Here is a 25,849-nt window from a genome sequence, read left to right as displayed (position 1 = left end):
GAATGCGGTGGGAGCCTATAACCCCTGAATCGTCAGGAGTCGCCCCAAGGACGCAGATTAAGGCGCAGAATTATCCAGCCTGTTCGCTGGCCGCCGTCGCAAACGCCCATTCCAGCCACGGCGTTGCGGCCACGACGTCCGCCGTCTCGACGGTGCAGCCGCACCACAGACGCAGGCCCGGCGGCGCATAGCGGTGCGGCTCCATGTCGAACACCGCCCCCTCGCCTTCCAGCAGAGCCTTGAACCGCTTCACAAATGCCTTCTGCCCCGCCTCGTCCATCGCCGCGATGCGCGGATCGACGAACTTCAGGCAGACCGAGGTGGTCGAGCGGATTTCCGGTCGATCGGCCAGGAAGGCGATCCAGTCGGTCCGCTCCACCCATTCGGCCAAGGCCGCATAGTTCCGATCCGTACGTCGGATCAGTTCGGACAGGCCGCCCGCGCCCTTCGCCCATTCCAGAGCGTCGATCCAGTCTTCAATGGTCAGGATCGAGAAGGTGTTGATCACCACCCCGTCCGCCAGCGTCCGGTCAAAGCCCTTCTTGTCGGTCAGACGCAGCACCTTGGGGATAGCCCGCTCGGGGCGATAACGATCCAGCCGCGCCACGGCGCGCGGCGACAGCACCATGACGCCGATGCCCGCCTCGCCGCCCAGCGCCTTCTGGAAGCTGAAGGTGGTCACATCCAGCTTGTCCCACGGCAGGTCCATCGCAAACGCCGCCGAGGTCGCATCGCAGATGGTCAGCCCCCCGCGCCTGTCGGAAATCCAGTCGGCGTTGTCGACACGTACCCCCGACGTCGTGCCGTTCCACGGAAACACCACGTCCTTGTCCGGATCGACCTGCGTCATGTCCGGCAGTTCGCCCCAGGGCGCCGTCAGCACCTCGGGCTCCAGCTTCAGGTGGTCGCGCACGTCGGTCGCCCAGACCTGACCGAAATTCTCATAGGCCACGACCTGCACCGGCCGCTCGCCCAGCATCCCCCACAGCGCCGCCTCGACCGCGCCGGTGTCCGATCCTGGCGTATAGAGCATGACGTAGTCGTCCGGCGGGCTCAGCACCTCCCGCGTCAGCCGCAAGCCATAGGCGAACCGCTCCACTACCTCCGGCGCGCGGATGCCGCGCCCCAGCAGGTCGGTCGGCAGCCCCGCCAGCGACCACCCCGGACGCTTGGCCGTCGGGCCGGCGGAGAACCACGGGCGAACGGGCTTGGCGTCAGGCTTGGTCGCGGCTTGGGCGATCATGGCGTAGGCGGTCCTTGGAGAGGAAAAACAGAAAGATCGGGTGTCAGCGTCCTGGGGTGTAGGGGCGCTTGTCGCGCCACTCGGTCGCGAAGCGAACCAAGTCGTCGTCCGGGCTTTCCGGCAGGGTCACCGCCAGCTTGGCCAGCAGGTCGCCGCGCTTACCGGCGGCGTAGGCGCCCCGTCCCTTGAGGCGCAGCACCTTGCCGCTGTTGGAGCCCTTGGGGATGGTCATCATCACCACGCCCTCGGGCGTCGGCACCTGGATCTTGCCGCCCAGAACCGCGTCGGGAACCGACACCGGCAGGTCCATGGTCAGGTCCGCTCCGTCGCGCTTGAACACCGGGTGCGTCTGGATCTTCAGCTCGATCAGGGCGTCGCCCGCCTGACCGCCGCGCCCCGGCGCGCCCTGGCCTTTCAGCCGGATCACCTGGCCCTCGGACGCCCCCTTGGGAATGACCACGTCCAGCATCCGCCCGTCCGAGAACTGGATGCGGCGCGTCGTCCCGGCGATGGAGTCTTCCAGACTGATGTCCAGCGTGGCCCGCACGTCCTGGCCCTTGCCGCCGCCGAAGCCGCCGCGACCCGCCGTGCGTCCGCCCCCGCCGCCAAAGGCGCCGAACAGTTCTTCCAGATCGATGTCCTCGAACCCGCCGCGTCCGCCTGACCCGCCGAAGCCGCCAAAGCCGCCCGAGCGCCCGCCGCCGCCCGGCGGCGCACGAAACTGCTCGCGCCCGTCGGCGTCGATCTCTCCGCGATCATATTTGGCGCGTTTCTCGGCGTCGCCCAGCAGGTCGAAGGCCGCGGTGATGCGCTTGAACCGCTCCTCGGCCGCCTTGTCGCCGGGGTTCTTGTCCGGGTGCAGTTCCTTCGCCAGCTTGCGGAACGCCTTCTTGATCTCGTCCGCGCTCGCGCCTCTGGCAACGCCCAGTTCCTTATAGGGATCGCCAGCCACGTTCGCTTCACTCCGAGATCAGAAAAAGACCAGAGCGTCAGTTAAGCCATGCGCCCCCCCGCTGGAAGGGGCTGACGTGGTTTAGAGCAAGGGCGCGACCGCCTCCGCCCCCCAGCCATAGCCGTCGCCCCATTGCGCCACGGCTGCGCGAGCGCCGTCGCCGATCCCGCCCGGCCAGTCCGTCGTCACATCAGCCGCCGCATAGACCGCCTCCAGCCCGTCGACTTCCCAAACCCGCTTCTCCATCGCCCCGTCCAGCACCCGCACCCGGAAGCGTCGCGGATCGACCTCGACCGGCTCGGCGTCCCAGCTCTCGCCGTTCACTCTCACGCGCGGCGTCCACGACAGCCGCCGCCCGCCGCCCTCGACCACCGCCCGCAGATGCGCCGGCCGCCAGGGCCGCGCCGTCCGTCCGGTCCAGACAAAGTCCGTCTCCGAGAACCCGTTCCCGCCCGGGGGCGCTCCGACCGGTCCCGCCCGCCAGACCCGCGGCAGGCCCCGTTCGTCCGCCGCCACCTCGGCCCGCGCCATGTCGCGCTCCAGAAACACAACCACCGCCCCGACCACAGCCCCCGCTGCGCTCGCGTCCTCACTCCCCTGCTGCCCACGCAACAGACCGCTCAGCCGCCAGATCTCGCCGCCGACCAGTTCAGCGCGGCGATACTGCACCAGTTCCCAGCCCGCCGCCGTCTCCAGGGCCAACGCATTGCCGCCGTCCAGAACCGCGCCCTCCGTCAGGCTCTCCGGCGCCCGCCCCTCGACCCGCACCGTGATCGCATTGGCCTCGTCCCAGCGCCCGACCACGCCGCGCCCGACCGCCTCGACCAGCACCCCGACCGTCGCTGGCCGATCCACCGTCGCCCGCGGCGTCAGAGCGTCCGCATTCGCGCCGCCATGCACCGTCATCGGCGTCCAGGGCTCCGCCGCCACCACCGCCACCGGCCGCCCGTCATCCCCGCTTCCCGGCAGGGGCGGCAGATCCAGCAACCGCAAGAAGGGCGCCCCGATCACCGTGGGGGCGTCGCCGGACCGCCAGTCCGTCTTCTCATCCTCGGCCCGCACAACCATCACCGGCTCCAGCGCCGCCGACGGCTGTTCGTCCACATCCAGCCGCGTCACGCGCCAGTCGCCCGCCCGCTCCTCGACCCTGACAACGTCGCCCGGCTCCAGTTTCAGCGCCTCCAGCGGCCCCAGCTTCACCCTCAACCGATCCGTCTCGCCCCCGGTCGTGGCCAGCGTCCGCCGCGCCAGCGCCCCGGCCACGCTCGCGCCGCACACCGCCGGCAGTTCCAGATCGACGCCCCCGCCATCGCCCTCGCCCCGCGCCACCACCGACCCGGTCTGATAGTCCGCCGTTTCATCGATAAACCGCACCCGCGCCGCGCCGGGCCTGGGCTCCAGCGACCGATCCGCCACGACGCCGCCCCCCTCTTCCGGCAGGGCCAGGGCCTCCGTGGTCAAGGAAAGTCCCGCCGCCGCCTCGCCCAGCACCGCGATCCGCCCGCCGCGCTCGGCCGCCGTCGCCCCCAGCCCGGCCAGCAAAGGCTCAAGCGCATCCTGCGTCCGCATCGGCCGGTCGATCACATAGCCCACGATCTCGCCGTCCAGCGCCGCGACCTCGAACGCCTCATCCTCCAGCCCGCCGCGCCTCAACACGGCCGCCACCATGTCGGACGCCTCGCCGCTCATCCGCCCGTTCAGCCAGTGCCCGGTCCGCCACGCTCCTGCATCGGCCCAGACCTCCGCCCGCGCCGGAAACGCCGGATAGGGCCGCGCATCCCAGCACCAGGCGTCAGCCCCCTCGATCATCCGCCCGCCATAGACGCTCGACACGGGATTGTTCTCCGCGGCCTCGAAATGCGTCAGCACCGCCTCCAGCGCCCGCCGCTGCATTCGGTCGTCGCGCGCGCCTGTCGAGTGCGGCGGCAGGGCGTTCTCCGAACTCTTGGGGTCTTGGAACAGATTGGGCGCGTTGCCGCCACGGTCCACCGCCGCACAGCCGAACTCCGTCAGCCGGATCGGCTTCATCCCCGGAATCCAGGCCGTCGCCGTCGCGCTGCGCACGCCCGCCACCCGCTCATAGTGAGGATTCGACCACCACCCCTTCAGGTCCTTGGCCCGATACAGCCAATCCTCGCCGTGCGCCCCGTCGCTGATCGGCGTCCTGACCTGCGCCGCGCGATTCTCGGCCGACGCATAATACCAGTCATAGTTTTCCCCGCCCGCCACCTGAGCCGCCAGGTAGGCCGGGTCCGCCGCGCCCTCGAACGCCGCTCCATCCAGTCCGCCGTCGCCCGCCCGCCAGTCGCCCAACGGCGGATACCAGTCGACGCCGACGTAATCGATGTTGGGATCGGCCCACAGCGGGTCCAGATGAAACCGAACCTCGCCGTCCTTCTGGAACCCGAAGTACTCCGACCAGTCCGCGGCGTAGGACAGTTTCACTCCCGTCCCGACGATCGCCCGGCACTCCGCCGCCAGCGTCCGGAACTGCGCCACGGCCGGAAAGCCGCCGCCGGCGTCACGCGTCCCCGTCAGCCCCCGCATCTCCGAGCCGATCAGCAGGCCGTCCGCGCCCTCCTCCGCCGCCATCTGCGCATAGTGCAGCGCCAGCCGTCGCAGGCCCCAACCGCTCGCCGTCCCGAACAGGGCCGCGACCTCGCCCGCCGCCCCCGCGCCGGCCGTCCCCGCCACGCGCCCGCGCCACGGATAGCCGGCGCAGTCCATGAAGACGAAGGGATAGATCGTCACCTCCAGCCCGCGCGCCTTCAGGCTGCGGATCGCCTGACGCACGCTCTCGTCCGACGGCGTCCCGCCATAGGCCGGCCCGCCGTCCACCTGCGACACCAGATGCGCCTCATGCCGCTCCAGCCCCGCCACGCTCCAGCCCATCGGCGTCGTCGGCTTGTCGCGCCGATCCACGCCAGGCCAGATGCGGCAATGCCCCGCCCGCAGGTCGCCCCCGAACCAGCCGACGATCAGACTGACCCGCTTCAGGTTCGGCGCCTGGACCATCAACTGATCCAGCGACACCTCGATGTCCGCCCGCCCCTCGGCGTTGTTGACGTTTTCCGGCGTGCTGCGCGTCAGCCCCTCGCGGCGCATCACCACCTCGGTCGCCAGACAGAATTCTCCCGCCCCGGGGATCAGGCACACCCCTTCCAGCTGGTCCTCCAGACGTCGCTCCACGCCCGCCGGCCGACGAAACACCTCGAACGCCAGTTGTGGCGGGCGATTGCCGAACGGCCCCAGCGGCAGGTCCTCGAACACCACATAGGCCGTGCCCCGAAACGCCGAGGCCGCCCCTTCAACGGCTTCAATCAGCGGGTCCGGCGTCTGCGTCTGCGTGCCCCGATTCACCCGCATCGTCACCCCGGTCAGGTCCAGCGGCTGGCCGTCGGCCCAGATCCGCCCCACCCCATCGATCGGTCCCTCGCCCAGCGCCACGGCGAAGCTCAGCGAATAGTCGTATTCGACCGTCTTCTGCCCGCCCTTGCCGCCTGACCGCTTGTGCTTCGTCTCCAGGAACCGGGCCGCCCAGATCACCTGACCCACCACCCGCGCCCGACCAAAGACACAGCCCATCGGCGCGCCATCCGCCGACGACTGCAGGTTCAGCCCCTCCAGCCTCGGCCCCTTCTGCCGCGCCGGCGACAGGCTGGCGACCACGCGGTTGTCGATGGCCCGCCCGATGGTCGCGCCGATAAAGGCGCCAACCGGCCCGCCGATGGACCCGCCCACCGCCGTCAGAACCACCTGCGCCATCTACGTCTCCTTCGTCGTCGGCCAGCGGAAGGCCGCGACCAGTCTTCGCCGCCACCACGGCCCCATCCAGCTTTCGACCACCGACCGCGCCCAATAGGCGTGGATCATCTTCCACTCCGGCCCGTCGTCAGCCGACAGGATGCCGCAGTGCTTGACCGGACACCCCGCACTCATGCGGAAAAGCAGCACGTCGCCCGCCCGCGCCATCGCCAGCGAAACCTCGACCAGCCGCCTTCTCGCCGCCTGCAACAGCGCCTCCTCGCCCCCGACCTCAGCCCAATCGGGCCGATAGGCGGGCGGCGTCTCCGGCTCCTCGCCCACCACCTCGCGCCACACCCCGCGCACCAGGCCCAGACAGTCCGCTCCCTCTCCCTTCACGCTGGCCTGATGCCGATAGGGCGTCCCCAGCCACCCTCGCGCGGCCGCGAGAACCAAAGCGCGCCGCCCCTCTTCCTCCCCTTCATGGGGAGGGTGGTCGCGCAGCGATCGGGTGGGGAGGCCCCTGCACAGTTCCCCCCTCATCGCCGGCTCCCCCCGTCATTGCGCCCGCTCCCCGCCGGCCTGGCCGTCAGGAAGTCGTCGCCGGGAATGTCCGGAAAGCCCTGGAAGTTGACGCCATTGCCGAACACGTCCGCACAGGTCGCCCACCGCTTGTCGCAGCTCCGACCGGCCGCCACCGCCGCACTCAACCGACAGCGCCCGTCGCCCAGCACCGCGTCGCAGGTCCGGCCATAGGTCCGCCCCACCACCCGCTCCAAGGCCGCCATCGGGCCGTCCAGATCGGCGACAAAGCCGCCGTTCTCACGCCGGATCCGCGTCAGCGTCCCGGCCCACAGCCGCACCGCCAGGTCCGGCCGCGCCCAGTCCACGCGCCACAAGGCGATCCGCGCCCCGTCATAGAGGCCCGCCGCCACATCCGCCTCGGTGATGGCCTCATCATCCAGCCCGCCCGATGCCGACAGTCCGCCCGCCGCCAGCCCCGCCTCGCCCTCGCCCGCCCCCGCGGTCCAGCCGCTGCTCGCCCGACAGACCACGCCCTCGACGTTCAGGTCCCGATCATGATCGGTGAACCCCATCGCTGCGCCGTCGCCCCGCCTCAACACCCAGGCATGACACAGCGTCGCCGCCCCGCTCTCGATGCGGACGGCCATCTCCTCTGGTATGTCGCGCATGGCTAGACCCGCACCTCGATCAGCGGCATGGCGACCATCCGCCCGGCGCCGAAGCTCTCCAGCGTCACCTCGATCCGGTCGGCGTCGAACCGCACCGGCGTGTCGAACACGAACCCCGCCGTCACCGCTGCGCCCGGGGCCGGGGCCGTCGTCAGTGTCACCTCCCCCGTCGCCGTATCGACCGCGAAGCCCGATGTCTCCACGCCCGTCACCGCCACGCGGACCGAGCCCTCGACCGGCTTCGTGATCCGTCGCTCATGATCGCCATAGGCCTTGCACAGGCCAAAGCTCCGCCGCACGCCATCTCCCGTCCCGATCACCTGGTCCTTGGCGGCGACCGTGTCGCCTGGCGCGCAGCTCTTGAAGTCGGCGAAGTCGCGGAACCGGAACCCGTACAGCCGCCCCCGCCGCGCCTCGAAAAACGCCGTCAGCGCCGCCATGTCGTCCAGCGACCGCAATCCCGCTCCGATCAGATAGCGCCGCCGCCCCTCGGCCCAGGGCGTCGAACGCCGCTCGAACCCGGATCCCAGTGTGGCGATCTCGGTCCGCCGCTCGACCCCGCCGGTCGACCCAAACGCCAGCCGCGCGGGCAGACGCACCTCGTGAAAGGCCATCAAGGACTCCTGTTATCTTGATTTTCCGCGACACCCCGTCCAGTGACTCAGGGCGGTCTCCACGACCGCGATCGGGGGCCTTCATGCGCGGTGAAATTCTCAGCTACGATGCGGTCAGCGGCGAAGGCCTGATCAGCGGCGACGATCTGATGCGCTATCGCTTCTCCCGGATCGACGTCAGCGGCGCCCAGGAGCCCGCCCCCGGCCTCCGCGTCGATTTCGTACCGCTCGACGACCGCGCCGGCCAGATCATCCCCCTGCTGATTCAGGCTGGCGGCCTGTCGCCTGCAGCCTTCGGTCCGGCCGAGCCTGCTCTCGGGATGTGGGCTTATTTCGTCCGCTGCATCCGTCAGAAGGTCGTCGACGGCGACGGTCGCGCTCGACGCCTGGAATACTGGTCCTTCGTCCTCTTCGCCTGGCTGACGATGATGGCGGCCTTCCTGCCCTTCTTCTTCCTCGTGGGCCTGAGCTACGATAGCGATTCCCTGTCCGCCGTCGCCGTTCTGGCCATGCTGGCGCCAGCCGTCTGGGGGCTGTTCCTGATGTTTCCTGGCATCGCCCTGGCCTCGCGCCGTCTGCACGACGTCGGCCTATCGGGCTGGCTCTATCTGATCAGCTTCGTCCCCTATGTCGGGGGCCTCTTCATGCTGGTCGTGGCCTGCATTCCCTCCCAGCCCCACCCCAATCGCTACGGGCTGGCTCCGAAACGATTTTGACCCAAACTGAGACTCGTTCTTAAAAAACCTGCCCCAAGGTCACGCTTCGGCTTGTCTGGAAACCATCGCTCGGTCATGCTCGCGGCAAAGCGGCCCGGGGGCCGTTCAGATATGGAGACTTCCGATTGCGCGGTGAAATTCTCAGCTATGACGACGTGTCGGGCACGGGCCTGATCAGCGGCGACGACAGCATCCGCTACGGCTTCGCCCGTTCGGCCATCCAGGCAGGCGGCGTTATCGCCGCCGGCGCCCGCGTCGACTTCGTGCCGGAAGGCCTCGAGGCGACCCAGGTCATGGTTCTGGCCGGTTCGCCGACCGCCGCCTTCGGCCAGGCCGCCAACTCGGCCTACACCGCCCGCGACACCGGCGGCGGCTATGATTTCGCCAGCGCCATGTTCTCGTTCAACGGCCGCCTGCGCCGCCAGCATTTCTGGATCAGCTGGCTGATCCTGCTCGGCGCGGGCGTCGTTCTCGGCTGGATTCCGATCATCGGCACCATCCTGTCGATCGCCATGATCTGGCCCAACGTCGCCATTGTGGTGAAACGCCTGCACGACATGGGCAAGACCGGCTGGTTCGCCGTTGTCCCCTGGGTCGCCAACATCGTCGGCTTCATCATGATCATCAGCGCCGTCGGCATGTCGATCATCACCAACCCCCAGGCCTTCGAGAGCGAAGACCCCGAGGTCATGCTGGCGATGTTCGGCTCCATGATGGGCGGCATCGCTGTGATGTTCCTGGTCAACATCGCCTTCCTGCTCTGGATCGGCATCAGCGACAGCCAGCGCGGCGACAACAGGTTCGGCCCCAATCCCAAGGGCGAATAAGACCAGGGGGCGCTCTTCGGAGCGCCCCTTTTTCTTTGAGCTATCGCTCGGCGCGCGGCGCCTCGCTGCTTGAGCCTCGTTGTATTCGGCCGTCGCTTAGGCCTTGCCGCTACATCCTTCGCGCGCCGAGCGCCGTCGCCCGCGCCAGCATCCGCGCGATCTGCGCCTCGGACCGCAACACGCCCTGCGCCCCGCCGTCCACGCTGACATTGACCGTTACGCCCGCGCCGCCCATCGGCTCGATGCTGCCCGCGCCCGCCGGTCGAAACACCTCCGGTCCGCGCTCGCCGACCAGATAGGCCCCGCCGCCCAGCACCGGCCCGCCCTCGGCCCGCGCCCCGCCGAACCCGCTCATCGCCGCCGAGATTGCATCCGACAGGCGGCCGCTTCGGCCCGATCCGGCCGCCGAATTGACGGCGTTCAGCACCGCCCGCGCCAGCTCGGCCATCGTCACCTCGCCGTCCGCCGCCGCCCGCACCAGCGACCGCGTCAGGCTCTCGCCCGCCCGCCCGAACGCCTCCTCGATCGCGCTGGCCGCCCGCTCCGCCGGCTCCTTCAGCGACTCCAGCGCCACCGCCGCCTCGGCCGCCTTCACCGGCACGGCGTCGATCCCGTCCGGCCTGAAACTGTCAGTCATCCGGCCACATCTCCCTCATCCGCTCCAGTTCGCCGCGCGCCAGCGGCGCCGCCTGCGCCGGCCCCGCCGTCAGCATCCGCCACTCCTTCAGCGACAGCCGCCAGAACCCCTCCGGCCCGACGCCCATCCGCGCCGCCGCCTGCAACATCTCGCTCCATTGCTGATCCTGTGGCGTCATGCGGCCGCCGCGAACGCCTTCGCCACCGCCTCCGCCGCCTCGCGTGGATCAACCGCCGCGCTCGCCAGCCCGTCCGCCAACACCCCTTCGCCCCCGCCGCGCAGCAAGGCCGCCAGCACCACCAGCAGATCCCGCGCCGACAGCGCCTTCATCCGCTCGGCCAGCCCCGCCATCCCGGCGACGCCCAGCCCCGTCTCGATCTCCGCCAGCGCTCCCAGCGTCAGACACAGCCTCCGCTCCGCCCCCGCCAACACCGCCGTCGCCTCGCCCCGCACGCCGTTCACCCTCACAGCGCCGCGAACGTCACTTCGCCCGCGCTGGCCAAACTCAGCGCAACACTCGCCTCCCCCTCGTGCTCGCCGGCGTATTCCAGCGCCGCCACCAGGAAGGCCCCCTCCAGCACGCCGAAGTCCGGCACGATCAGCCGCCACGTCTTCGCCGCCTGCTCAAAGAAGGCCTCGCGGATCAGGGCGTCGGACGCCGCGTCGCGGAAGATCCCCTGCCCCGACACCGCCGCCGACTTCACCCCGGCCCCGGCCAGCAGCTCGCGCCAGCGCCCGGCGCTGTCGCCGTCCGTCGCGTCCACGGTCTTCGCGTTCAGCGAAATCGTCCGCGCCCTCAGGCCCGCCACCGTTGTAAAGGCGCCTGCCGCGCCCTCGATCTTCAGCAAGATGTCCTTGCCGCGTTGCGCCGTCATGCCTTCAATCCTCCCTTGTCGCGCAGCGACGGGGGAGGGGCACCGCGAAGCGGTGGAGGGGGCAAGCCCCACGCACTGCCCGTAGCCGCCCCCTCCACCATGCTGCGCATGGTCCCCCTCCCCCGCTTCGCAGGGAAGGATCAGTTCTCAAACCTCTTCCGTCACGGCCCGCAGCCGCATCACCGCCCATGCTCGTGACTGGCCGCGCTTCAAGTCCGCGCTGCGAAACACGTCGGTAAACGTCACGTCCAGACTGACCGCCCTCACCCCGTCGCCCTCGACCGCCGCGTCCGCCACGCGCGCCCGCACCGCCGCCGCGACCGCCCGCGCCTCTTCCATGCCTGCAAACCGGCTGGCGCAGGTCAGGGTCAGTCGATGCTCGACCCCGCCCCCGTCCGCGTTCAGCCCCCGGCTCTCGCTCTTGCCGATCAGCAGATGCGGAAACTCAGGCTCCTCCGGCGGCTGGTCCCAGACTCTGACCGGATCGCCGAGCAGCGCCTGCAAGGCCGCGTCGCCCTTCAGCCAGGCGATCAGCGCCTTGATCAGCGCCCCCTCATGATCTCTCATCGCGTCCGCTCCAGGTTCAGCCGCACGCGCCCCGCCGCCTTGGGATCGGCCTCGATCCCGGCGACGCCCCAGTCCGCCCCGCCGAACCGCACGATCAGCCCCTCGGCCAGCCGCGGATCGGCCCGCACGGTCGCGCTCAGCGTCTCCACGCCGCGCGTCACGCCGCCCTCCGTCCGCTCGCGCCGGCGTCGCGCGCCGAGGCTCAGCCACAGCGACCCGACCGGCTCATAACTGACTGCGCGACCGCCATAGGGCGTCTCCGCCTCCACCGCCCGCACCAGGCTCGCAACAATCTTCACAGCCGCACCACGCGATAGGGCGCGATCCACCCCTCGACCGGCGCCGCCGACATCTCATTCTCGCCGCGCTCATAGGCCCGCAGCACCAGCATCAGCACCGCCAGCCGCAGCGGCGCCGCCGAGGTCGAGGTCAGGCTCAGCCCCACCTCCCCCTCCACCCGCGCCCGCGCGGCGTCGATGAGGGTCTGGATCAGCCCGTCCTCCGCCTCGTGCTCGACGCGCAGGAACAGTTTCGCCTCCGTGAGGGTCACGGGTGCGCTCATGAGTAATTCTCCTGTTTCCCTCTTCCTTCTCCCCTTGCGGGAGAAGGCGGCCCCCAAAGGGGGGTCGGATGAGGGGTCGCACCGCCCGCGAAACCCCTCACCCTCCCACCGCTCACGCGACGGGTCCCTCCCTCTCCCGCAAGGGGAGAGGGGTCAGTTCAGTCAGCTCGCCGCGAACTTCATCAGCTTGATCGCGTCGAAGTTCTGCACCCCGCCGCCCACGCGCTTGGTCGTGTAGAACAGCACATAGGGCTTGGCCGAATAGGGGTCGCGCAGCACCCGCACGCCTGCGCGATCCACGATCAGATAGCCGCGCGAGAAGTCGCCGAATGCGATCGACAGGCTGTTGGCCGCCACATCCGGCATGGTCTCGATCTCGGTGACCGGATAGCCCAGCAGCGACGCCGTCTCGCCCGGTCGCGTCGCCGGCGACCAGATATAGGCGCCGTCCGCGTCCTTGAACTTGCGCACCGCCGAGACCGTGCGCCGGTTCATCACAAAGCGCCCGTTCGGCCGATACTGAGCCTTGGGCGCATAGATCAGGTCGATCAGCTTGTCCGCCGGGCTCGTGCTGGCGAAAGCGCCCGCCGCGCCCGAGGCCACCGTGCCGATCTGGCCCCAGGTCTGCGTGCCCTCGGTCGCCGTCGCATAGGCCAGGAAGCCCTTGGGCTTGTTGACCCCGTCGCCGCTGACGAAGGCCGCCGTCTCCTGCGCCGCAAAAGCGTCCTCGACCTCGGCCGCCAGCCATTCGTCCAGATCGATCAGGGCGTCGTCCAGCAGGCTCTGCGTCGCCGCCGGACAGGCGTAGAGATCGGCCGACGAGAACTCCAGCAGGGCCAGGGTCGCCGGGTCCGTCTCAGGCCGCGCCGCCGTCTCGGCCACCCAGCCCGCCGTCACGCCCGCCGTCGACACCGGCTTCCTGAACACGCCCGAACCGACCGTGCGCACCGTGGCGATCTCGCGCATCGGAGACCCCGCCATTAGGCGCCGCTCGATGGCCCGCTCCGTCTCCGGCGGCACGACATAGCCCGCCGAGTTCGACGCCGACGACAGCCCCGCCTTCAGCTCCAGACCATAGGACTGACCCGACTTCATATAGCCGTCCCAGGCCGCCTTGGCCTCCGGCGCCGCCACGATCGCCGGCGGCTCACCGCCCAACATCGGGCGGCGGCTCTCGCTCAACGCGCGGTCGAGACGCGCCTGCGCGCCCGCCACCGCCTGGTCGATGCGCGCCACCTTCTCCTCCAGCAGCGCATCCGCCGACGCCTTCTTCTCGATCTCGTCCAGACGGGCGTCATTGGCCCCTTTGAACGCCTCGAACGCCGCCATCATCTCATGCAGGGCGGCGCGCGCCTCGGGATTACCCGACACGGTCTTGGTCTCTTTCATGCTCTCTCCGGTTGAAGAACCGCGGTTCGCGGTTACGCTCGGCGCGCGACCCGCATCGAGTCGCGCCCTGTCCCTGCCGCTGCGCGGGACATCCTCGAAAAGGATCGCCCATGCGGCTGCTGTTGGTATCCCTGCTCATCGGCCTGACGCTGGGCCTGGGCCACGCCGCGCTGGCCTCGGAAGACGCGCCCGCCGTCCAGGTCGAGGCCTGGCCTCTGCCGCAGACCGGCGGGATGGGCTCGGCCATCTTCCTTCAGGATCGCGCCGCCGCCCGCGCCACCGATGCTCTGCTGGCGCGCTTCGGCGGCAAACCGCCCGAAGGGCTGATCGGCTGGATCGCGGTTCAGGAAGACGAAGGTCATCTGGTCCGCTTCCTCGTCGGCGATCTCGACAAACCGCGTCCGGGCTACGACGTCCTGGTCGACAAGACCGGGCGCGCCAGTGCGGTCATCGAAACCCTCGGCGCCGACCTGTCGGAAGAGCACGCCACCCTTTTCCGCGCCCGCAACACCGCCGCCTCTGGCGTCGGCGCCCTACGGTGCGCCGCCCGCTACAACTCCGTGGTGCTGGACGATCCCGACAGCGACGGCTGGCTGGTCTGGCTGCTGGCCTCGACCACCGACGCCAACAAGGTGCCGATGGGCGGCCACTACCGTTTCCATGTCAGCGCCGACGGCCGCACCGTCGAAAAACGCGAACAGCTGTCCAACAGCTGCCTCGATCTGGACCGCCGCCAGGCCCAGCAAGGCGGTCAGACGGTCGGCCTCATGACCAACGTCATCGTCGCGCCCCAACCGCTCGAAATTCATGTCTTCCTTTCGCTGCTCAACCGCCTGCCGATCTACGTCATGGCGGGCGACAAGCTCTGGGCGGTCCAGGGTGCCACGATCCGCGAAGTCGATACGTCGAAGGGGCGCTAGAAACGTCATGCCTATTACGCCGCCAGAGCCCGGCATGACCTCCGCCTGGCTCAACGCCGCCGAACGGTCTTGGCGGCTCAAGCTGGCCTGGCTGTGCGTGCCCTATATTCCCGTCACCGCCATCGCCGTCAGTTTCCATGCCGGTGACAGCGAATCGGGCCTGATCGCGGCCCTGCCCGCCATCGTGGTGTTCGGCGGCGCGGCGCTTCCCTTCCTCGTAGGCCGCCTCCTCCAGCCGGCCAAGAAGGCGCGCCGCAGCGCCCTGTCGCCCTTGCAGCGGATGCAGATGTCCGAAGAAGCCGACGCCGCCACCGTCGGCGAAACCCTCGGCATCGACGAAAAGCCGCCCGTCGATTCACTTCCCGACTGGCTTCAGGCCGCCATCGCCCATTTCGGCGCTCCGCTCCCTCGCCTCCTTGAGCCCCTCATCACGGCGCTCGGCCTCCTGATCTCGGTCGCCCTGATCGCCCTGGCCTTCCTGCGCGACCCCTTCGGCCTCCTGACCCGCTGGACCGGCCTGACCCTGCCACTCGACTACTGGTCCGCCTACGGCCTGATGCTGACGGCAGCGCTGCTCTTCACGCACTGGCGCTGGTTGCGTCAAATGCACGACCACTACGTCGTCGAGGCCAAACCCACCGGCCGCCGTCCCTTCCCGGCGCTGCGTTCATGAGATCGAATTCCACGCTCAGCAGGGCTACCCAAAAGCTGGTCTTCCTGTCGGCTCTCGCCGCCGCCTCCGCCTGGAGCGCGACCAGCGCCATCGCCCAGAAAACTGAATGCTACGACGCCGAAGTCTCCGCTCGCATCGTCTCGCAGACGCCGACCATTATGCCAGACTGCAATGACTGCATCATCATGCGCTGGCCTTGGATCGTCGATCTAGATGTCCGCCGTGCTCATTCGGGCGAGGTTCGTCGGGGGCGACTGACGGTCCTAACCGTTCAGCACACAGATCGCCGCAGCGACCGCGCAGTTCGTTGGAAGCTGCGGCGCAACACACTGGGCGGCTTCAATGTCGTGTGGTTCGGTGAAGACCCCAAGCGCCGATGCTCGCCCGACGCCCCACCCGCCTTGGCCTACATCACGCCGCCGAACGGCCAGACCCTCGAAGACCTCCGCCGCGAAGGCCGCGAATACTACGCCCGCGACAACTGAAACCGCGCCCCCGGCAGCATCGGAAACGTCACCAGCGACACCTCCCACAGCTCCACCGCGCTCAGCACCCTCAGGCGCCCCTCGCGCCGCGCCTTGGCCGCGCGGAATCCGATCGACAGCCCATCCAGCGCCCCCGCCCGCGTCAGGGCCTGGGCGTAGCGCGCCTCGCCCGACCAGTCGTGGATACGCCCGCGCACCCGCAGGCCGCGCTCGTCCTCGACCATCTCGTCCCAGACCCCGACCACGGCGCGGCTCTCATGCTGATGCAGCATCCGCACCCCGCCCGCCCCCGTCCTGGCCAGGCTGTCGGCGAAGGCGCCGCGCGCCGTCACGTCCCCGTTCAGGTCCGCCACGCCCCATAACGAGGCGTAGCCCTCGATCCACAGCAATCCTCCCCCGCCTGCGGGGGAGGGGGACCGCGCAGCGGTGGAGGGGGCGGCTCTCACGCTCGACTTCAGCGACAGGCCCCGACCTTGATTGAAATCATGCAGGGCCGTTCCGCCCCCTCCACCATCCTGCGGATGGTCCCCCTCCCCCGCTCCGCAGGGGAGGATTGGATCATCGTCCATCACTTCTCCTCCAGCCGACGCTCGATCCGGTCCACCGCCGCCCTCACGGCCTCGCCCTGGGCTTCCACCCGCGCCAGCCGCTCGGCCACCAGCCTCTGCTCGCCCACCCTCTGCTCCAGCGTCGCGATGCGCGCCGCCGCGCCGCCGGCCCAGACCAGGCCGCCGATGGTCTGCACCAGCAGGGCCGCGATCAGGGCGACAGGGATCTTCCTGACCTGTTCCATCACGCTTCCACCCCCGCCATCCGACGCCGCTCCTCGTGCGTCAGGAAGCCGGCCGCAGTCAGCCGCGCCCACAGCGCATCCCGCTCGACCTGCAGGGCCGGAACCGCATCCAGGTCCGGCTCGATGCGGCAGTCCGCGAACCGTCCGCCCAGCCAGCCCGTCATCGCGCCCGCCGCCTTGCGCACCAACGGGATCACCGTTCCGCGCCAGAAGGCCGCGTTGGCCTCGCGATAGTTGGCGTAGGTCGCATCCCCCGGTATCCCCAGCAGCTGCGGCGGGACCCCGAACGCCAGGGCGATCTCCCGCGCCGCCGCGTGCTTGCCGGCGATGAAGTCCATGTCGTGCGGCGTCAGGCTCATCGGCTTCCAGTCCAGCCCGCCTTCCAGCAACAGCGGCCGCCCGGCGTTCCTCGCACCAGAATGGGCCTCGCCCAGCTCCGCCTTCAGCGCCTCGAACTGCTCGCCCGTCAGCCGCTCGCCGTCCCTGGCCCCGTAAACCAGAGCCCCGCTTGGCCGCGCCGCATTGTCCAGCAGCGCCTTGTTCCAGGCCCCGGAGGCGTTGTGCACGTCAATGGCGAAGGCCGCCGCCTCCAGCGGCGAGAACCCGTAGTGATCGTCAGTGGGGTGAAACAGCTTCAGGTGCATGACCGGCGACCAGCCGTCTCCGTGCCGCCCTATCCGCACCGCCCGCCCGCCCACCGCATACTCATAGGCCTCAGGCCAGCCCGCACGACCCGGCACCACCTTCACCCGATCGGGCCGCAACGCCCACAACTCGTCCGGTGCGCCGTCCCCTTCCGCGTCCCCCGACGCCTCGACATAGGCGTTGCCCGCCGTCTGCAACGCGCCGTAGAGCGCCTCCATCAACTCCCCGCCCGACTGCTCGGGATTGGGCCTGGCCAGCAGGCGCGCCAAGGGATGCTCGGTCGTCCGCACGCCCGCGGCCATGACCATCAGGGGCGTCGACGCCGCCGCCTCCGCGATCATCCGCACGCAGCGATAGGCCACGGCGTTCCTCGCAAACCCCTCCTCGGCCAGATGGGCGTAATCCCTCGGCGTCCACCGCGCTCGCCCCGCCCCGGTCAGGGCGATCAGCGGTCCCGCCCGGCTGTCCTTGGTTTCAGGCGCGTCGATGCGCCGCCGACCAAACGGTCGTCGCCAATCCATGTGGTTCTCCATCAAAATAGGGCTCTAGAGCGCCCGCAGCCTCGGCTGCGTCTTCCCGGCCAGCAGCAGATGGGTCAGCGCCCACACCAGGGCGTCGGCGCGGTCAGGGCTTTTCGCGCCCGCCGCCTCGCTCCCCAAGGCCATCATCTCTTCCTCCAGCGCTGGAAACGCGCCGCAGTGAACCACCCGCCCCTGCTCATAGAGAGCCGCCACCGGCTCGGCCCGCGCCTTCTTGGACCGGCTGGCGTGGACCAGCTTGATCTGCGCCGGACAGTCCGCCTGCCCCAGCAGGGTCCGCACCATCTCCCCGCCCTGATTGGCTTCGGCCAGCACCAGGTCGGCGTCGAACTCCGCTGCCGTCTCCGCTGCGCGCTTCGCCCATCCGGCCGGCGACAGCCCCCGCGCCGACCGGTCCGCCAGCACATATCCAACCTTGTCCTTGCGCCCTGCCGCCACGATGCCGCAGGCGTCGCCGTGGGCGCTGGCCGGCGGATCGACCGCCACCACCACCCGTTCGAATTTCGCCGGCCGGCTCCCTCGCGCCCGCGCCAGATCCTCGGCCCGAAACAGGGCGCCGTCCGCCTCGACGATCAGCCCCTCCATCTCCTGCGCCTCCAGCCGCGTCCCGGCGTAGAGGCGCTTCAGATGCGCCAGAAATCCCGGAGCCAGATTGTCGGCGTTGGCCGCCGTCGCCAGCCGCGCCTTCGCCACGCCGGGCTCGGCCAGCAGCCGCCGCAGCGCCGGAATGGGTCTCGGCGTCGTGGTGATCGTCAGCCGGGGGTCGTGCCCCAGCCTCAATCCGAACCTCAGGTTCGACAGCGTCGCCTCGATGTTCCGCCAGGCGCAGAACTCGTCAGCCCAGGCCGCATGAAACTGCGGCCCGCGCAGACTGTCCGGGTCCTCCGCCGAAAAGGCGTAGGCCGCCGAACCCGACGGCCACACCAGCCGCCGTCGCCCCGCTTCCCAGCGCGGCCGGTTGTCTCTCGCCGCCTGGGCCTTCAGGCCCGACGGCCCCTCGACCATGACCTCGCGCACGTCGTGCAGCGCCGGCCCGACCAGGGCGAAGGTCCAGTCCTTTCGCCGCGCCAGCTCGTTCATCCAGAAGCCGCCGGCGAAGGTCTTGCCCGACCCCCGTCCGCCCAGCAGCACCCAGGTGCGCCAGTCGTCAGGCGGCCAGATCTGTTCGTCGCTCAGCTTCGGCGCCGCCTGAATCCCCGCCCGCAGCGCCCGGACCTGCGCCTCTCTCGGCAGGCCCTCGATCCAGTCCCGCAGCAAGGGACTTGCGCTCGAAGGCTGCGACGAGATGATCGACACGGGCGAAGAATTCGGCCTGGAGCCCGGCCAGTTCGGCGTCGCTGACATCACGATCGTCTTCGCTCATTTCATCCTCTTCGGGGTTGGGGGTCTTTCGGACAGGAACCGCGCGCAGGGCCGCCACGGCCTTGGCCGTCCGCGCCAGAACGCCGACCGCCCGCGCCCGCTTCTCGGCTTCCGCGACATCGGCCGGCGCATCAGCGGCCGCGATCACCGCGATCGCCTCGTCGGTCAGCGTCTTGAGCCGATCGAACACGGCGTCCAGCCAACTGGTCTCCATTCCCGTCTGATCCCCATTTCCCGCCATGCCTGAACCATAGCCGACCAGCGTCCTCAGGCTGGCGAACAGCCTCGAGAACGGGTCAATCCCGGGAATTTACAGGCTTTGCGGCGTGTGACTGCGATAGCCGTCGCAGGATGGCGTCGTCAGGCGACCACCAGACCCGCCGCCGCCGGGTCGCCGTCCGTCTCCGCCAGCCATTGCGCCAGCGCGCCCGCCAACTCGACGATCTGGATCGGCTTGGCCAGGTGCCCGTCCATGCCGGCGTCGAGGCACCGCGTCACCTGGTCCGCCTGGACGTTGGCCGTCAGGGCCAGGATCGGCGTCCGCCGCCCGGTGCCGGTCTGCATCCGGCGGATTTCCCGGGTCGCCGTCAGCCCGTCCATGACCGGCATATGCACGTCCATCAGCACCAGGTCATAGGCCCCGGTCTGCATGGCCTGCACCGCCTCCGCGCCGTCGCACACGGTGTTTATCTCCAGCCCCAGCCCGCGCAGGATGGCGCTGACCAGTTCGCGGTTTCCGGGCGCGTCGTCGGCCAGCAGGATGCGGCCGCCCGTCATCCCGCCCGGCGTCGGCATGGCCTCGCCGCCGCTGGCCAGGCGTCCCACCGCCCCGCCCTGCGCCAGGGGCGCCTCGAACCAGAAGGTCGCGCCCTGACCCGGCTGGCTGTCGACGCCGATGTCGCCGTCCATGATCTCGATCAGCCGCCGCGAGATCGCCAGCCCCAGCCCGGTGCCGCCATAGACTCGCGTGGTCGAGGCGTCGGCCTGCGAGAACCGCTGGAACAGGACCTCGATCTTCTCGGCCGGAATCCCGATCCCGGTGTCGGTGACCTCCACCCGTAGCCGCCAGCGGCCGTCGCCTTCCGGTCGTCCGCCGACCCTCAGCGTCACCCCGCCCTTGCCGGTGAACTTCACGGCGTTGGACAGGAAGTTGAGCATGACCTGGCGCAGACGCCCGGCGTCGCCCGTCAGCACGGCGGGCATGGCGGCGTCGACCACCACATTCAGCTTCAGCCCCTTGCTCAGGCACTGGCCCTCGACGATCGCCGCGGCCCCGTCGACCAAGGCCGCGACCTGGAAGGGCTCGGGGTCCATCTCGATCGCGTTCGCTTCCAGCTTGGAATAGTCGAGGATGTCGTTGATCACCCCCAGCAGAGCCTCGCTGGCCGTGGCGATCCGCTCGACATAGACCCGCTCCTCGTCGGGCAGGGCCTCCGAGCCTTGCAACAGGCCCGAAAAGCCGATGACGCTGGTCAGCGGCGTCCGCAGCTCGTGGCTCATGTTGGCCAGGAATTCGCTCTTGGCCTGGGCGGCCTTCTCGGCCCTTTCCTTGGCCTCGATGACCTCGTCCTCCAACGCCCTGCGCTGGGTCATGTCGCGGATCACCACCACCACGTCGTCGACATGGCCGTTCTCGTCCGTCAGGGCCTTGAAGGTGCACTCGACCCAGATCACCGTGCCGTTCTTGTGCACCGCCCGGTGTTCCAGGCGGCTGGGCGTGCCGGTCTTCACCGCCTCGCCGATCGCCTTCAGCACCAGATGACGGTCCTCAGGATAGACATAGTCCTGCGACTGGCCGCTCATCTCCTCGAAGGTCCAGCCCAGCAACTGCTGGATGGCCGGCGAGATATACTTGCTCGATCCGTCCATCTTCACGCGGGTGATGACGTCGCCGACGTTTTCGGCCAGCAGGCGATAACGGCCCTCGTCCCGCCGCGCCCGCGCCAGGACGCGTTCCTGCTCCGTCACGTCCTGGAAGACGCCGAACATGGCGATGACCCGGCCGGTCTCGTCGACCTCGGTCTCGGCATGGGTCAGGACCCGCCGCTCCTCGCCGTCCGGCCGCGTGATCTGCAGCTTGGCCAGGTATCCCTCGCCGTCCTCCAGCCCGCGCTGGATCAGTTCGGTCAGGGTCTGGCGATCGCCATCGACATAAAAGTCCAGGGCGCTGTCCAGATTGGGATCGAAGCTCTCCCGCTCGACGCCGTGGATCCGGTAGACCTCATCGGACCACTCGACGACCCCGTTGCTGCGCTCCAGCCGCCAATGGCCGACGCCGGACATCTGCTCGACCAGCCTCAGGGTCTCCAGGCGCTCGTCGCGAATGCGCGCCGCCTCGATGCCGGCGATGATGTCTTCGGCCATGCCGGCCAGGAGCTTGAGCTGCGCGATCTCCCGATCGCTCGGCGTCGGCAGGCTGTGGTCATGCAGGACGCTCAGCGCCCCGATCGGCTGGCCGTCCGGTCCGCACACGGTGGCGGCGGCGAAGAATCTCAGGTTGGCGTGCCCCTTGACGATGGGGTGGTCCCTGATGCGCGGGTCCTCGGTCGTGTCCGGGATCACCAGCACCGCCCCGCGCCCCATCTCGGTCACCAGGGGGGCCAGACTGCTGTCACGCGGCGTCCGCGTGGCGCACAGGCCGGCGTTGGAGCGGATGATCGCCTCGGTCGGCGTCAGCAAGGTCACCACCGCGGCCCGGCAATCGAACAGGGTCGCCGCCAGATCGACCAGCCGGTGGAAAGGCCCCGCCGGGGCGTCGAGCGCCTCGATGCTCTTGGTGGTGAATGACACGGTTACGCCCTCCGGAAACTTGGTTCTCGCCCAAAGCGCCGAACGAAACGTTATCAGCCGGGGTTTTTCGACCCGCGTTCCAGCATCCATTCGGGCGCCTCGAAATCGAGGGCGTCCTCCTCGCTCTCCAGCGCGGTCTCGGAAATCGTCTGACGACGGATCGACACCCCGGCCGCATGAACCGTCTCGGGATCGCCCGAAACCAGCGGATGCCACCAGGCCAGCCCGCGTCCCTCATGAACCCGACGATAGCCGCACGACGGCGGCAGCCAGCGCAGCCCGCCGATCTTGCCGGGCGTCAACCGGATGCAGTCGGGCACGTGCGCCTGTCGGTTGGCGTAGTCAGAACAGCTGCACTTGTCGGGATCGAACAGCTTGCAGTGCACCCGCGTCGGCACGATCTCGCCGGTGTTCTCGTCCTCGAAGCGAATGACGCAGCACAGGCCGCACCCGTCGCACAGGCTCTCCCACTCGGTCGCCGACATCTCGGTCAGCGGCGTTGTTTCCCAGAAGGGTTTCATGGGCGGGGCCTATACGCGCCCTGCGCGCCCCTGTCGCCCTTCAGTGCGTCACGCTCTTCGAGAACAGGTTGATCACCACCACCCCGCCGACGATCATGACCAGACCGACGATGGCCGGAACGTCCAGCTTCTGCTTGAACAGAAACAGGCCGATGATCGAGATCAGCACCACGCCCAGCCCGCTCCAGATGGCGTAGGCCAGACCCACCGGCATCTGCTTCAGCGCGATGGTCAGCAGATAGAAAGCCAGGCCGTAGCAGAGCGCCAGCCCCGCCGTCGGCCAGGGCCGCGTGAACTGCTGCGACTGCTGCAACAGGGTCGTCCCCAGCACCTCGAAGCCGATGGCGCCCAGCAGGGCCGCCCATGTGATCGGATTCATTCGGCCCGCCCGCCCTCAGGGCCACCTTCAAGCTCGGCCTGGGCCTCGGTCAGGATGCTGCCCGGCGTCAGCAGCGACAGCAGAGCCTTGCGCTGTTCCGGCGAGACCTCGTGGGTGCCGAACAGATCGCTCATCCACAGACCATCGGCGATCAGCCGCAGCATCAAGGCGTCGTCCTTGCCGGCCAGGTCGACGGGGTCATCCTCGGCCAGGCTGCGCATCGCCGTCCGCCAGCGCGTGATCAGGCTCGGTTCCACAGCACAGGCCACCAGGGCGGCCCGGCCGATGCTGACGTCGCGGTCGGTCACCGGATCATTGACCGTCACCCGCAGATAGGCCCGCGCATTGCGGCCATAGGGGTTGGGATCGCGCGCGGCCTCGGCCAGGATGGCCGCCGTCATCTCCGCCGCCAGATGGTCGATCACCCCCTCGAGCAAGGCCAGCTTGGTCGGGAAGTGATGCAGCAGCGCGCCCTTGCTGAACGGAACGCGCGCCACCACCGCATCCAGCTTCAACCCCATCGCCCCCTGCTCGGCGGCGGCCTCGATGGCCATGTCGATGATCTCGGCGCGCGTGGCTTCCGGCGCGCGGCGGCGGGTTTGAGTGTCCATGCGCGACACTTACCGTCCAGTTGGTATGTTATCAAGCGATGGCTTGTCACCGCCCCTTTGCTCTATAGGGACGCCCCTGCCTCCCGCTTCATTGGTCTCATCGTCTTCATGGCTGCTCGCCCCCCTCTCGTCGCTCTCAAGGACGTCCGTCTGCAGGACGGTCAGCGCCCGCTGTTCGACGGGGTCGATCTGGCGGTCGAGCCGCGCAGCCGCGCCGCCGTGGTCGGCCGCAACGGGGCCGGCAAGTCGACCCTGATGAAGATCGTCATCGGCCTGATCGAGGCCGACAGCGGGGACCGCGCGGTCCAGGCCGGCGCCCGCTTCGCCTATGTGCCCCAGGAGCCCGACATTACCGGCGAGACGGTTCTGGACTACGCCGCTTCCGGCGGGGCCGAACGCTGGACCGCCGAAAGCTGGCTCGAGACCTTCGGCCTGTCGCCGTCCAAATCGACCCAGGGCCTGTCGGGCGGCGAGACCCGCCGCGCCGCCCTCGCCAAGGCCTTCGCCGAGGAACCCGACGTCCTCTTGCTCGACGAGCCGACCAACCACCTCGACATCCTGGCCATCGAACTGCTGGAGAACGAGCTGGTTCAGGCCCGCTTCGCCGTCCTGGTGGTCAGCCACGACCGCGCCTTCCTGAACAAGGTCACCAACACCGTCCACTGGCTGGACAACCGCCGCGTCCGCACCCTGAACAAGGGCTTCGACGCCTTCGACGACTGGGCCGCCAAGGTTCAGGAAGAAGAGGCCCTGGCTCTCGAGAAGCTGACCAAGACCATCGAGCGCGAGACCGAGACCTTCTACCGCTCCATCACCGCCCGCCGCACCCGCAACGAGGGCCGCGCCCGCAACCTGGCCGCCCTGCGCGCCGAACGCGCCGAGAAGATGAAGGACGTTCCGCGCGACCTCTATCTGGGCGTGGATTCCGGCGCCGTGTCCGGCAAGCTGGTGGCCGAGCTGAAGGGTGTGGCCAAACGGTTCGGCGAGCGGACCATCTTCAAGGGCCTGACCACCCGCGTCATGCGCGGCGATCGCCTAGCCATCGTCGGCCCCAACGGCGCGGGCAAGACCACCCTGGTCAAGACCCTGCTCGGCGAACTGACGCCGGACGAGGGGACCGTCCGCCTCGGCGCCAACCTGGAGCCCGTCTATCTGGACCAGTCGCGCGAGGGGCTGAAGTCGGACATGACCCTGTGGGACGCCCTGACGCCGGGCGGCGGCGACAGCATCATCGTGCGCGGCTTCTCCAAGCACGTGGCCGCCTACGCCAAGGACTTCCTGTTCTCAGAAGCCCAGTTGCGCCAGCCGATCTCGACCCTGTCGGGCGGCGAGCGCAACCGCCTTCTACTGGCAAGGGCGTTGGCCAAGCCCGCCAACATGCTGGTCCTGGACGAACCGACCAACGACCTGGACATGGACACGCTCGACAAGCTGGAAGAGCTGCTCGAGGGCTATGACGGCACCCTGATCCTGGTCAGCCACGACCGCGACTTCGTCGACCGCCTGGCCACCTCGACCATCGCCATGAACGGACGCGGCGACATCGTCGAGACCCCCGGCGGCTGGCAGGACTTCCTGCGTCAGAACCCGACCTTCCTCGCCCCCCCGCCGACCCACGCCGAGACGACCCCGAAGGCCCCCGCCCCAGTCGCCGCCGCGTCCAAGAAGTCGGTCAAACTCTCGTATAAGGACGCCCGCCGTCTGGAAGAGGTCGAGAAGCTGATGGAGACCCTGCCGGTCGAGATCGCGAGGCAGGACGCCATCCTGGCCGACCAGAGCCTCTACACCCGCGACCCCGCCGCCTTCGACCGCGCCATGAAGGCCGCCGACAAGGCCCGCGCCGACCTCGAAGCCGCAGAACTGGATTGGCTGGAGCTGGAAGAGAAGAAGGCGGCGCTGGCGGGCTAGACCTCCAGCACGCCGATCAGCGTGGTGACGCAGGCTCCGCCGACACGGATGACGTCGCCAGAGGCCGACAGTTCGATCAGACCGGCGCGCCCCACGTTCCGACCCTGCTCGGCCGTGTAGGCCCATGACGCGCCGGCAAGCTGACCCGAGCGAGCCCGGAACACGGCGACGCAGCCGTTGCCGCTGCCGCAGACCGGATCTTCGTCGACGCCGCAGGACGGGGCGAAAGACCGGGTCTCGACCCTGCCGGTCGCCGGATCGACCGCGAAGAGCGACAGACCTGTGAGGCCCTTGCGTCGCTCGAACGCGGCGGACCGCGCGTAGTCGGGCGTCAGGGCCAGCAGAGCGTCGACGTTCTCGACCTGCGCCACAGCCCAAACAGCCCCCACGTCGATGACGGCCGGGGCCGGCGGCCTCGACACGGGATGGCCCAGGATCGCTTCCAGTTCGATGACATCGCCCTCGTCCAGGGGGACCATGGTTGCGGGCGGCAGGGTCAGGGCGAGTCGCCGCTCGCTGCCTGATCCCGTCACGGCGATATTCACCAGACCCACGCCGCACTCCTGGGTGACGCCACCATTGCTCAACTCTACGAGCCCCGCCTCCAGAACCGCATGGGCCGTTCCGATCGTGGGGTGGCCAGCGAAGGGCAACTCCCTCTCAGGCGTGAAGATGCGCAGCCGATAATCGGCGCCGGGCGTCGTGGCCGGCAGGACGAAGGTAGTTTCCGACAGATTGGTCCACCGGGCGATGCTCGCCATCTGCCCATCGCTCAGACCTTCGGCATCCAGGACTATCGCGACGGGGTTTCCCATTAGCGGCGTGGCTGAGAAGGCGTCCACAACTCTGTATCGCCGCTGCATGGTCTGCTCCTTCGATAGGGACCTACCCCCTAGCGCAGGCC

30 protein-coding genes are annotated in these 25,849 nt (G+C 69.4%); 7 read left to right on the top strand and 23 right to left on the bottom strand.

The features are described 5' to 3' along the window. Positions 1-70: 70 nt before the first annotated feature. From B4A39_RS02030 to B4A39_RS02005, 6 genes are all read right to left on the bottom strand, one after another. Positions 71-1,243: a phosphoserine transaminase gene (locus tag B4A39_RS02030; RefSeq protein ID WP_292032726.1), complete on the bottom strand. Its 1,173-nt coding sequence runs from the start codon at positions 1,241-1,243 to the stop codon at positions 71-73. A gap of 43 nt (positions 1,244-1,286) precedes the next feature. Further along, on the bottom strand, positions 1,287-2,195 hold the full coding sequence (locus tag B4A39_RS02025) for a DnaJ C-terminal domain-containing protein (protein WP_292032725.1): 909 nt from the start codon (positions 2,193-2,195) through the stop codon (positions 1,287-1,289). 81 nt (positions 2,196-2,276) lie between these two features. Next, entirely contained in the window at positions 2,277-5,960 is a 3,684-nt protein-coding gene (locus B4A39_RS02020; protein ID WP_292032723.1) for a baseplate multidomain protein megatron, read from the bottom strand. Further along, positions 5,961-6,395 (bottom strand): NlpC/P60 family protein, encoded by a 435-nt coding sequence (locus B4A39_RS02015; RefSeq protein ID WP_292032721.1) that lies wholly within the window; start codon positions 6,393-6,395, stop codon positions 5,961-5,963. Between the two features lie 83 nt (positions 6,396-6,478). Beyond that, positions 6,479-7,132: a baseplate hub protein gene (locus B4A39_RS02010; RefSeq protein ID WP_292032720.1), complete on the bottom strand. Its 654-nt coding sequence runs from the start codon at positions 7,130-7,132 to the stop codon at positions 6,479-6,481. A 2-nt stretch (positions 7,133-7,134) separates the two neighbouring features. After that, entirely contained in the window at positions 7,135-7,746 is a 612-nt protein-coding gene (locus tag B4A39_RS02005; RefSeq protein WP_292032718.1) for a DUF2460 domain-containing protein, read from the bottom strand. Positions 7,747-7,829: 83 nt separating this feature from the next. On the opposite strand from B4A39_RS02005, the gene B4A39_RS02000 reads away from it, so the two are divergent. After that, complete coding sequence (locus B4A39_RS02000) at positions 7,830-8,462, top strand: DUF805 domain-containing protein (protein ID WP_292032716.1); 633 nt, start codon at positions 7,830-7,832, stop codon at positions 8,460-8,462. A 125-nt stretch (positions 8,463-8,587) separates the two neighbouring features. Continuing rightward, complete coding sequence (locus B4A39_RS01995; RefSeq protein ID WP_292032714.1) at positions 8,588-9,289, top strand: DUF805 domain-containing protein; 702 nt, start codon at positions 8,588-8,590, stop codon at positions 9,287-9,289. A 109-nt stretch (positions 9,290-9,398) separates the two neighbouring features. Here the strand turns inward: B4A39_RS01995 and B4A39_RS01990 are convergent, their stop codons facing one another. From B4A39_RS01990 to B4A39_RS01955, 8 genes are all read right to left on the bottom strand, one after another. Continuing rightward, complete coding sequence (locus B4A39_RS01990) at positions 9,399-9,926, bottom strand: phage tail tape measure protein (protein WP_292032712.1); 528 nt, start codon at positions 9,924-9,926, stop codon at positions 9,399-9,401. Then, positions 9,919-10,104 carry a phage tail assembly chaperone gene (locus B4A39_RS01985; RefSeq protein WP_292032711.1) on the bottom strand — a complete coding sequence of 62 codons (186 nt, stop codon included), beginning with the start codon at positions 10,102-10,104 and terminating at the stop codon, positions 9,919-9,921. Before B4A39_RS01985 ends, B4A39_RS01990 begins: the two co-directional genes overlap by 8 nt. After that, positions 10,101-10,394 carry a GTA-gp10 family protein gene (locus B4A39_RS01980; protein WP_292032708.1) on the bottom strand — a complete coding sequence of 98 codons (294 nt, stop codon included), beginning with the start codon at positions 10,392-10,394 and terminating at the stop codon, positions 10,101-10,103. The genes B4A39_RS01985 and B4A39_RS01980 overlap by 4 nt, the downstream gene beginning before the upstream one ends. Further along, entirely contained in the window at positions 10,391-10,801 is a 411-nt protein-coding gene (locus B4A39_RS01975) for a phage major tail protein, TP901-1 family (protein ID WP_292032706.1), read from the bottom strand. The genes B4A39_RS01980 and B4A39_RS01975 overlap by 4 nt, the downstream gene beginning before the upstream one ends. A gap of 147 nt (positions 10,802-10,948) precedes the next feature. Next, positions 10,949-11,368, bottom strand: a complete 420-nt coding sequence (locus tag B4A39_RS01970; protein ID WP_292032704.1) for a DUF3168 domain-containing protein — start codon at positions 11,366-11,368, stop codon at positions 10,949-10,951. Continuing rightward, the gene (locus B4A39_RS01965) at positions 11,365-11,667 is read right to left on the bottom strand and encodes a phage head completion protein (protein WP_292032702.1); all 303 of its coding nucleotides are present in this window, start codon (positions 11,665-11,667) and stop codon (positions 11,365-11,367) included. Before B4A39_RS01965 ends, B4A39_RS01970 begins: the two co-directional genes overlap by 4 nt. Continuing rightward, positions 11,664-11,930 (bottom strand): head-tail connector protein, encoded by a 267-nt coding sequence (locus B4A39_RS01960; RefSeq protein WP_292032700.1) that lies wholly within the window; start codon positions 11,928-11,930, stop codon positions 11,664-11,666. Before B4A39_RS01960 ends, B4A39_RS01965 begins: the two co-directional genes overlap by 4 nt. Positions 11,931-12,092: 162 nt before the next feature. Then, positions 12,093-13,319, bottom strand: a complete 1,227-nt coding sequence (locus tag B4A39_RS01955; RefSeq protein WP_292032699.1) for a phage major capsid protein — start codon at positions 13,317-13,319, stop codon at positions 12,093-12,095. A 110-nt stretch (positions 13,320-13,429) separates the two neighbouring features. Between B4A39_RS01955 and B4A39_RS01950 the strand changes: the two genes are divergently transcribed. From B4A39_RS01950 to B4A39_RS01940, 3 genes are read left to right on the top strand one after another with little or no spacing between them, the layout of a single operon-like run. Then, the gene (locus B4A39_RS01950) at positions 13,430-14,239 is read left to right on the top strand and encodes a hypothetical protein (RefSeq protein ID WP_292032697.1); all 810 of its coding nucleotides are present in this window, start codon (positions 13,430-13,432) and stop codon (positions 14,237-14,239) included. Positions 14,240-14,273: 34 nt separating this feature from the next. Continuing rightward, positions 14,274-14,912 (top strand): hypothetical protein, encoded by a 639-nt coding sequence (locus B4A39_RS01945; RefSeq protein ID WP_292032694.1) that lies wholly within the window; start codon positions 14,274-14,276, stop codon positions 14,910-14,912. After that, the gene (locus tag B4A39_RS01940) at positions 14,909-15,397 is read left to right on the top strand and encodes a hypothetical protein (RefSeq protein WP_292032693.1); all 489 of its coding nucleotides are present in this window, start codon (positions 14,909-14,911) and stop codon (positions 15,395-15,397) included. Before B4A39_RS01945 ends, B4A39_RS01940 begins: the two co-directional genes overlap by 4 nt. Here B4A39_RS01940 and B4A39_RS01935 read toward each other — a convergent pair. The 4 genes from B4A39_RS01935 to B4A39_RS01920 all read right to left on the bottom strand — a co-directional run bounded on the left by B4A39_RS01935 (position 15,379) and on the right by B4A39_RS01920 (position 18,631). Beyond that, on the bottom strand, positions 15,379-15,786 hold the full coding sequence (locus B4A39_RS01935) for an HK97 family phage prohead protease (protein ID WP_292033295.1): 408 nt from the start codon (positions 15,784-15,786) through the stop codon (positions 15,379-15,381). The genes B4A39_RS01940 and B4A39_RS01935 overlap by 19 nt on opposite strands. Positions 15,787-15,965: 179 nt before the next feature. Further along, a complete protein-coding gene (locus B4A39_RS01930; RefSeq protein ID WP_292032691.1) occupies positions 15,966-16,190 on the bottom strand; it encodes a hypothetical protein in 225 nt (74 codons plus the stop codon). Further along, on the bottom strand, positions 16,190-17,356 hold the full coding sequence (locus tag B4A39_RS01925; protein WP_292032689.1) for a phage portal protein: 1,167 nt from the start codon (positions 17,354-17,356) through the stop codon (positions 16,190-16,192). Before B4A39_RS01925 ends, B4A39_RS01930 begins: the two co-directional genes overlap by 1 nt. A 24-nt stretch (positions 17,357-17,380) precedes the next feature. Then, entirely contained in the window at positions 17,381-18,631 is a 1,251-nt protein-coding gene (locus tag B4A39_RS01920) for a DNA-packaging protein (RefSeq protein ID WP_292032687.1), read from the bottom strand. Positions 18,632-18,659: 28 nt separating this feature from the next. Between B4A39_RS01920 and B4A39_RS01915 the strand changes: the two genes are divergently transcribed. Continuing rightward, positions 18,660-18,983, top strand: coding sequence for a hypothetical protein (locus tag B4A39_RS01915; protein ID WP_292032685.1), 324 nt, complete (start codon positions 18,660-18,662; stop codon positions 18,981-18,983). A 113-nt stretch (positions 18,984-19,096) separates the two neighbouring features. Here the strand turns inward: B4A39_RS01915 and B4A39_RS01910 are convergent, their stop codons facing one another. From B4A39_RS01910 to B4A39_RS01895, 4 genes are read right to left on the bottom strand one after another with little or no spacing between them, the layout of a single operon-like run. Next, positions 19,097-21,526, bottom strand: a complete 2,430-nt coding sequence (locus tag B4A39_RS01910; RefSeq protein WP_292032683.1) for an ATP-binding protein — start codon at positions 21,524-21,526, stop codon at positions 19,097-19,099. 53 nt (positions 21,527-21,579) lie between these two features. Continuing rightward, positions 21,580-22,047 (bottom strand): YcgN family cysteine cluster protein, encoded by a 468-nt coding sequence (locus B4A39_RS01905; RefSeq protein ID WP_292032681.1) that lies wholly within the window; start codon positions 22,045-22,047, stop codon positions 21,580-21,582. 40 nt (positions 22,048-22,087) lie between these two features. Further along, the gene (locus tag B4A39_RS01900; protein WP_292032679.1) at positions 22,088-22,426 is read right to left on the bottom strand and encodes a DMT family transporter; all 339 of its coding nucleotides are present in this window, start codon (positions 22,424-22,426) and stop codon (positions 22,088-22,090) included. Further along, positions 22,423-23,037 (bottom strand): TetR/AcrR family transcriptional regulator, encoded by a 615-nt coding sequence (locus B4A39_RS01895; protein WP_292032677.1) that lies wholly within the window; start codon positions 23,035-23,037, stop codon positions 22,423-22,425. The genes B4A39_RS01900 and B4A39_RS01895 overlap by 4 nt, the downstream gene beginning before the upstream one ends. A 108-nt stretch (positions 23,038-23,145) precedes the next feature. Here B4A39_RS01895 and B4A39_RS01890 point away from each other — a divergent pair, with 108 nt between their 5' ends. Beyond that, complete coding sequence (locus B4A39_RS01890; RefSeq protein ID WP_292032675.1) at positions 23,146-24,945, top strand: ABC-F family ATP-binding cassette domain-containing protein; 1,800 nt, start codon at positions 23,146-23,148, stop codon at positions 24,943-24,945. Here B4A39_RS01890 and B4A39_RS01885 read toward each other — a convergent pair. Further along, positions 24,942-25,808, bottom strand: a complete 867-nt coding sequence (locus B4A39_RS01885; protein WP_292032674.1) for a PhzF family phenazine biosynthesis protein — start codon at positions 25,806-25,808, stop codon at positions 24,942-24,944. The genes B4A39_RS01890 and B4A39_RS01885 overlap by 4 nt on opposite strands. Between the last annotated feature and the right edge of the window lie 41 nt (positions 25,809-25,849).

Origin of the sequence: Brevundimonas sp. UBA4553 (assembly GCF_002387245.1) — a bacterium.
In the GTDB taxonomy this organism is placed as follows: Bacteria; Pseudomonadota; Alphaproteobacteria; order Caulobacterales; family Caulobacteraceae; genus Brevundimonas.
The sequence above is the reverse complement of the archived record's forward strand: the minus strand, read 5'-3'. Positions and strand labels throughout refer to the sequence as shown.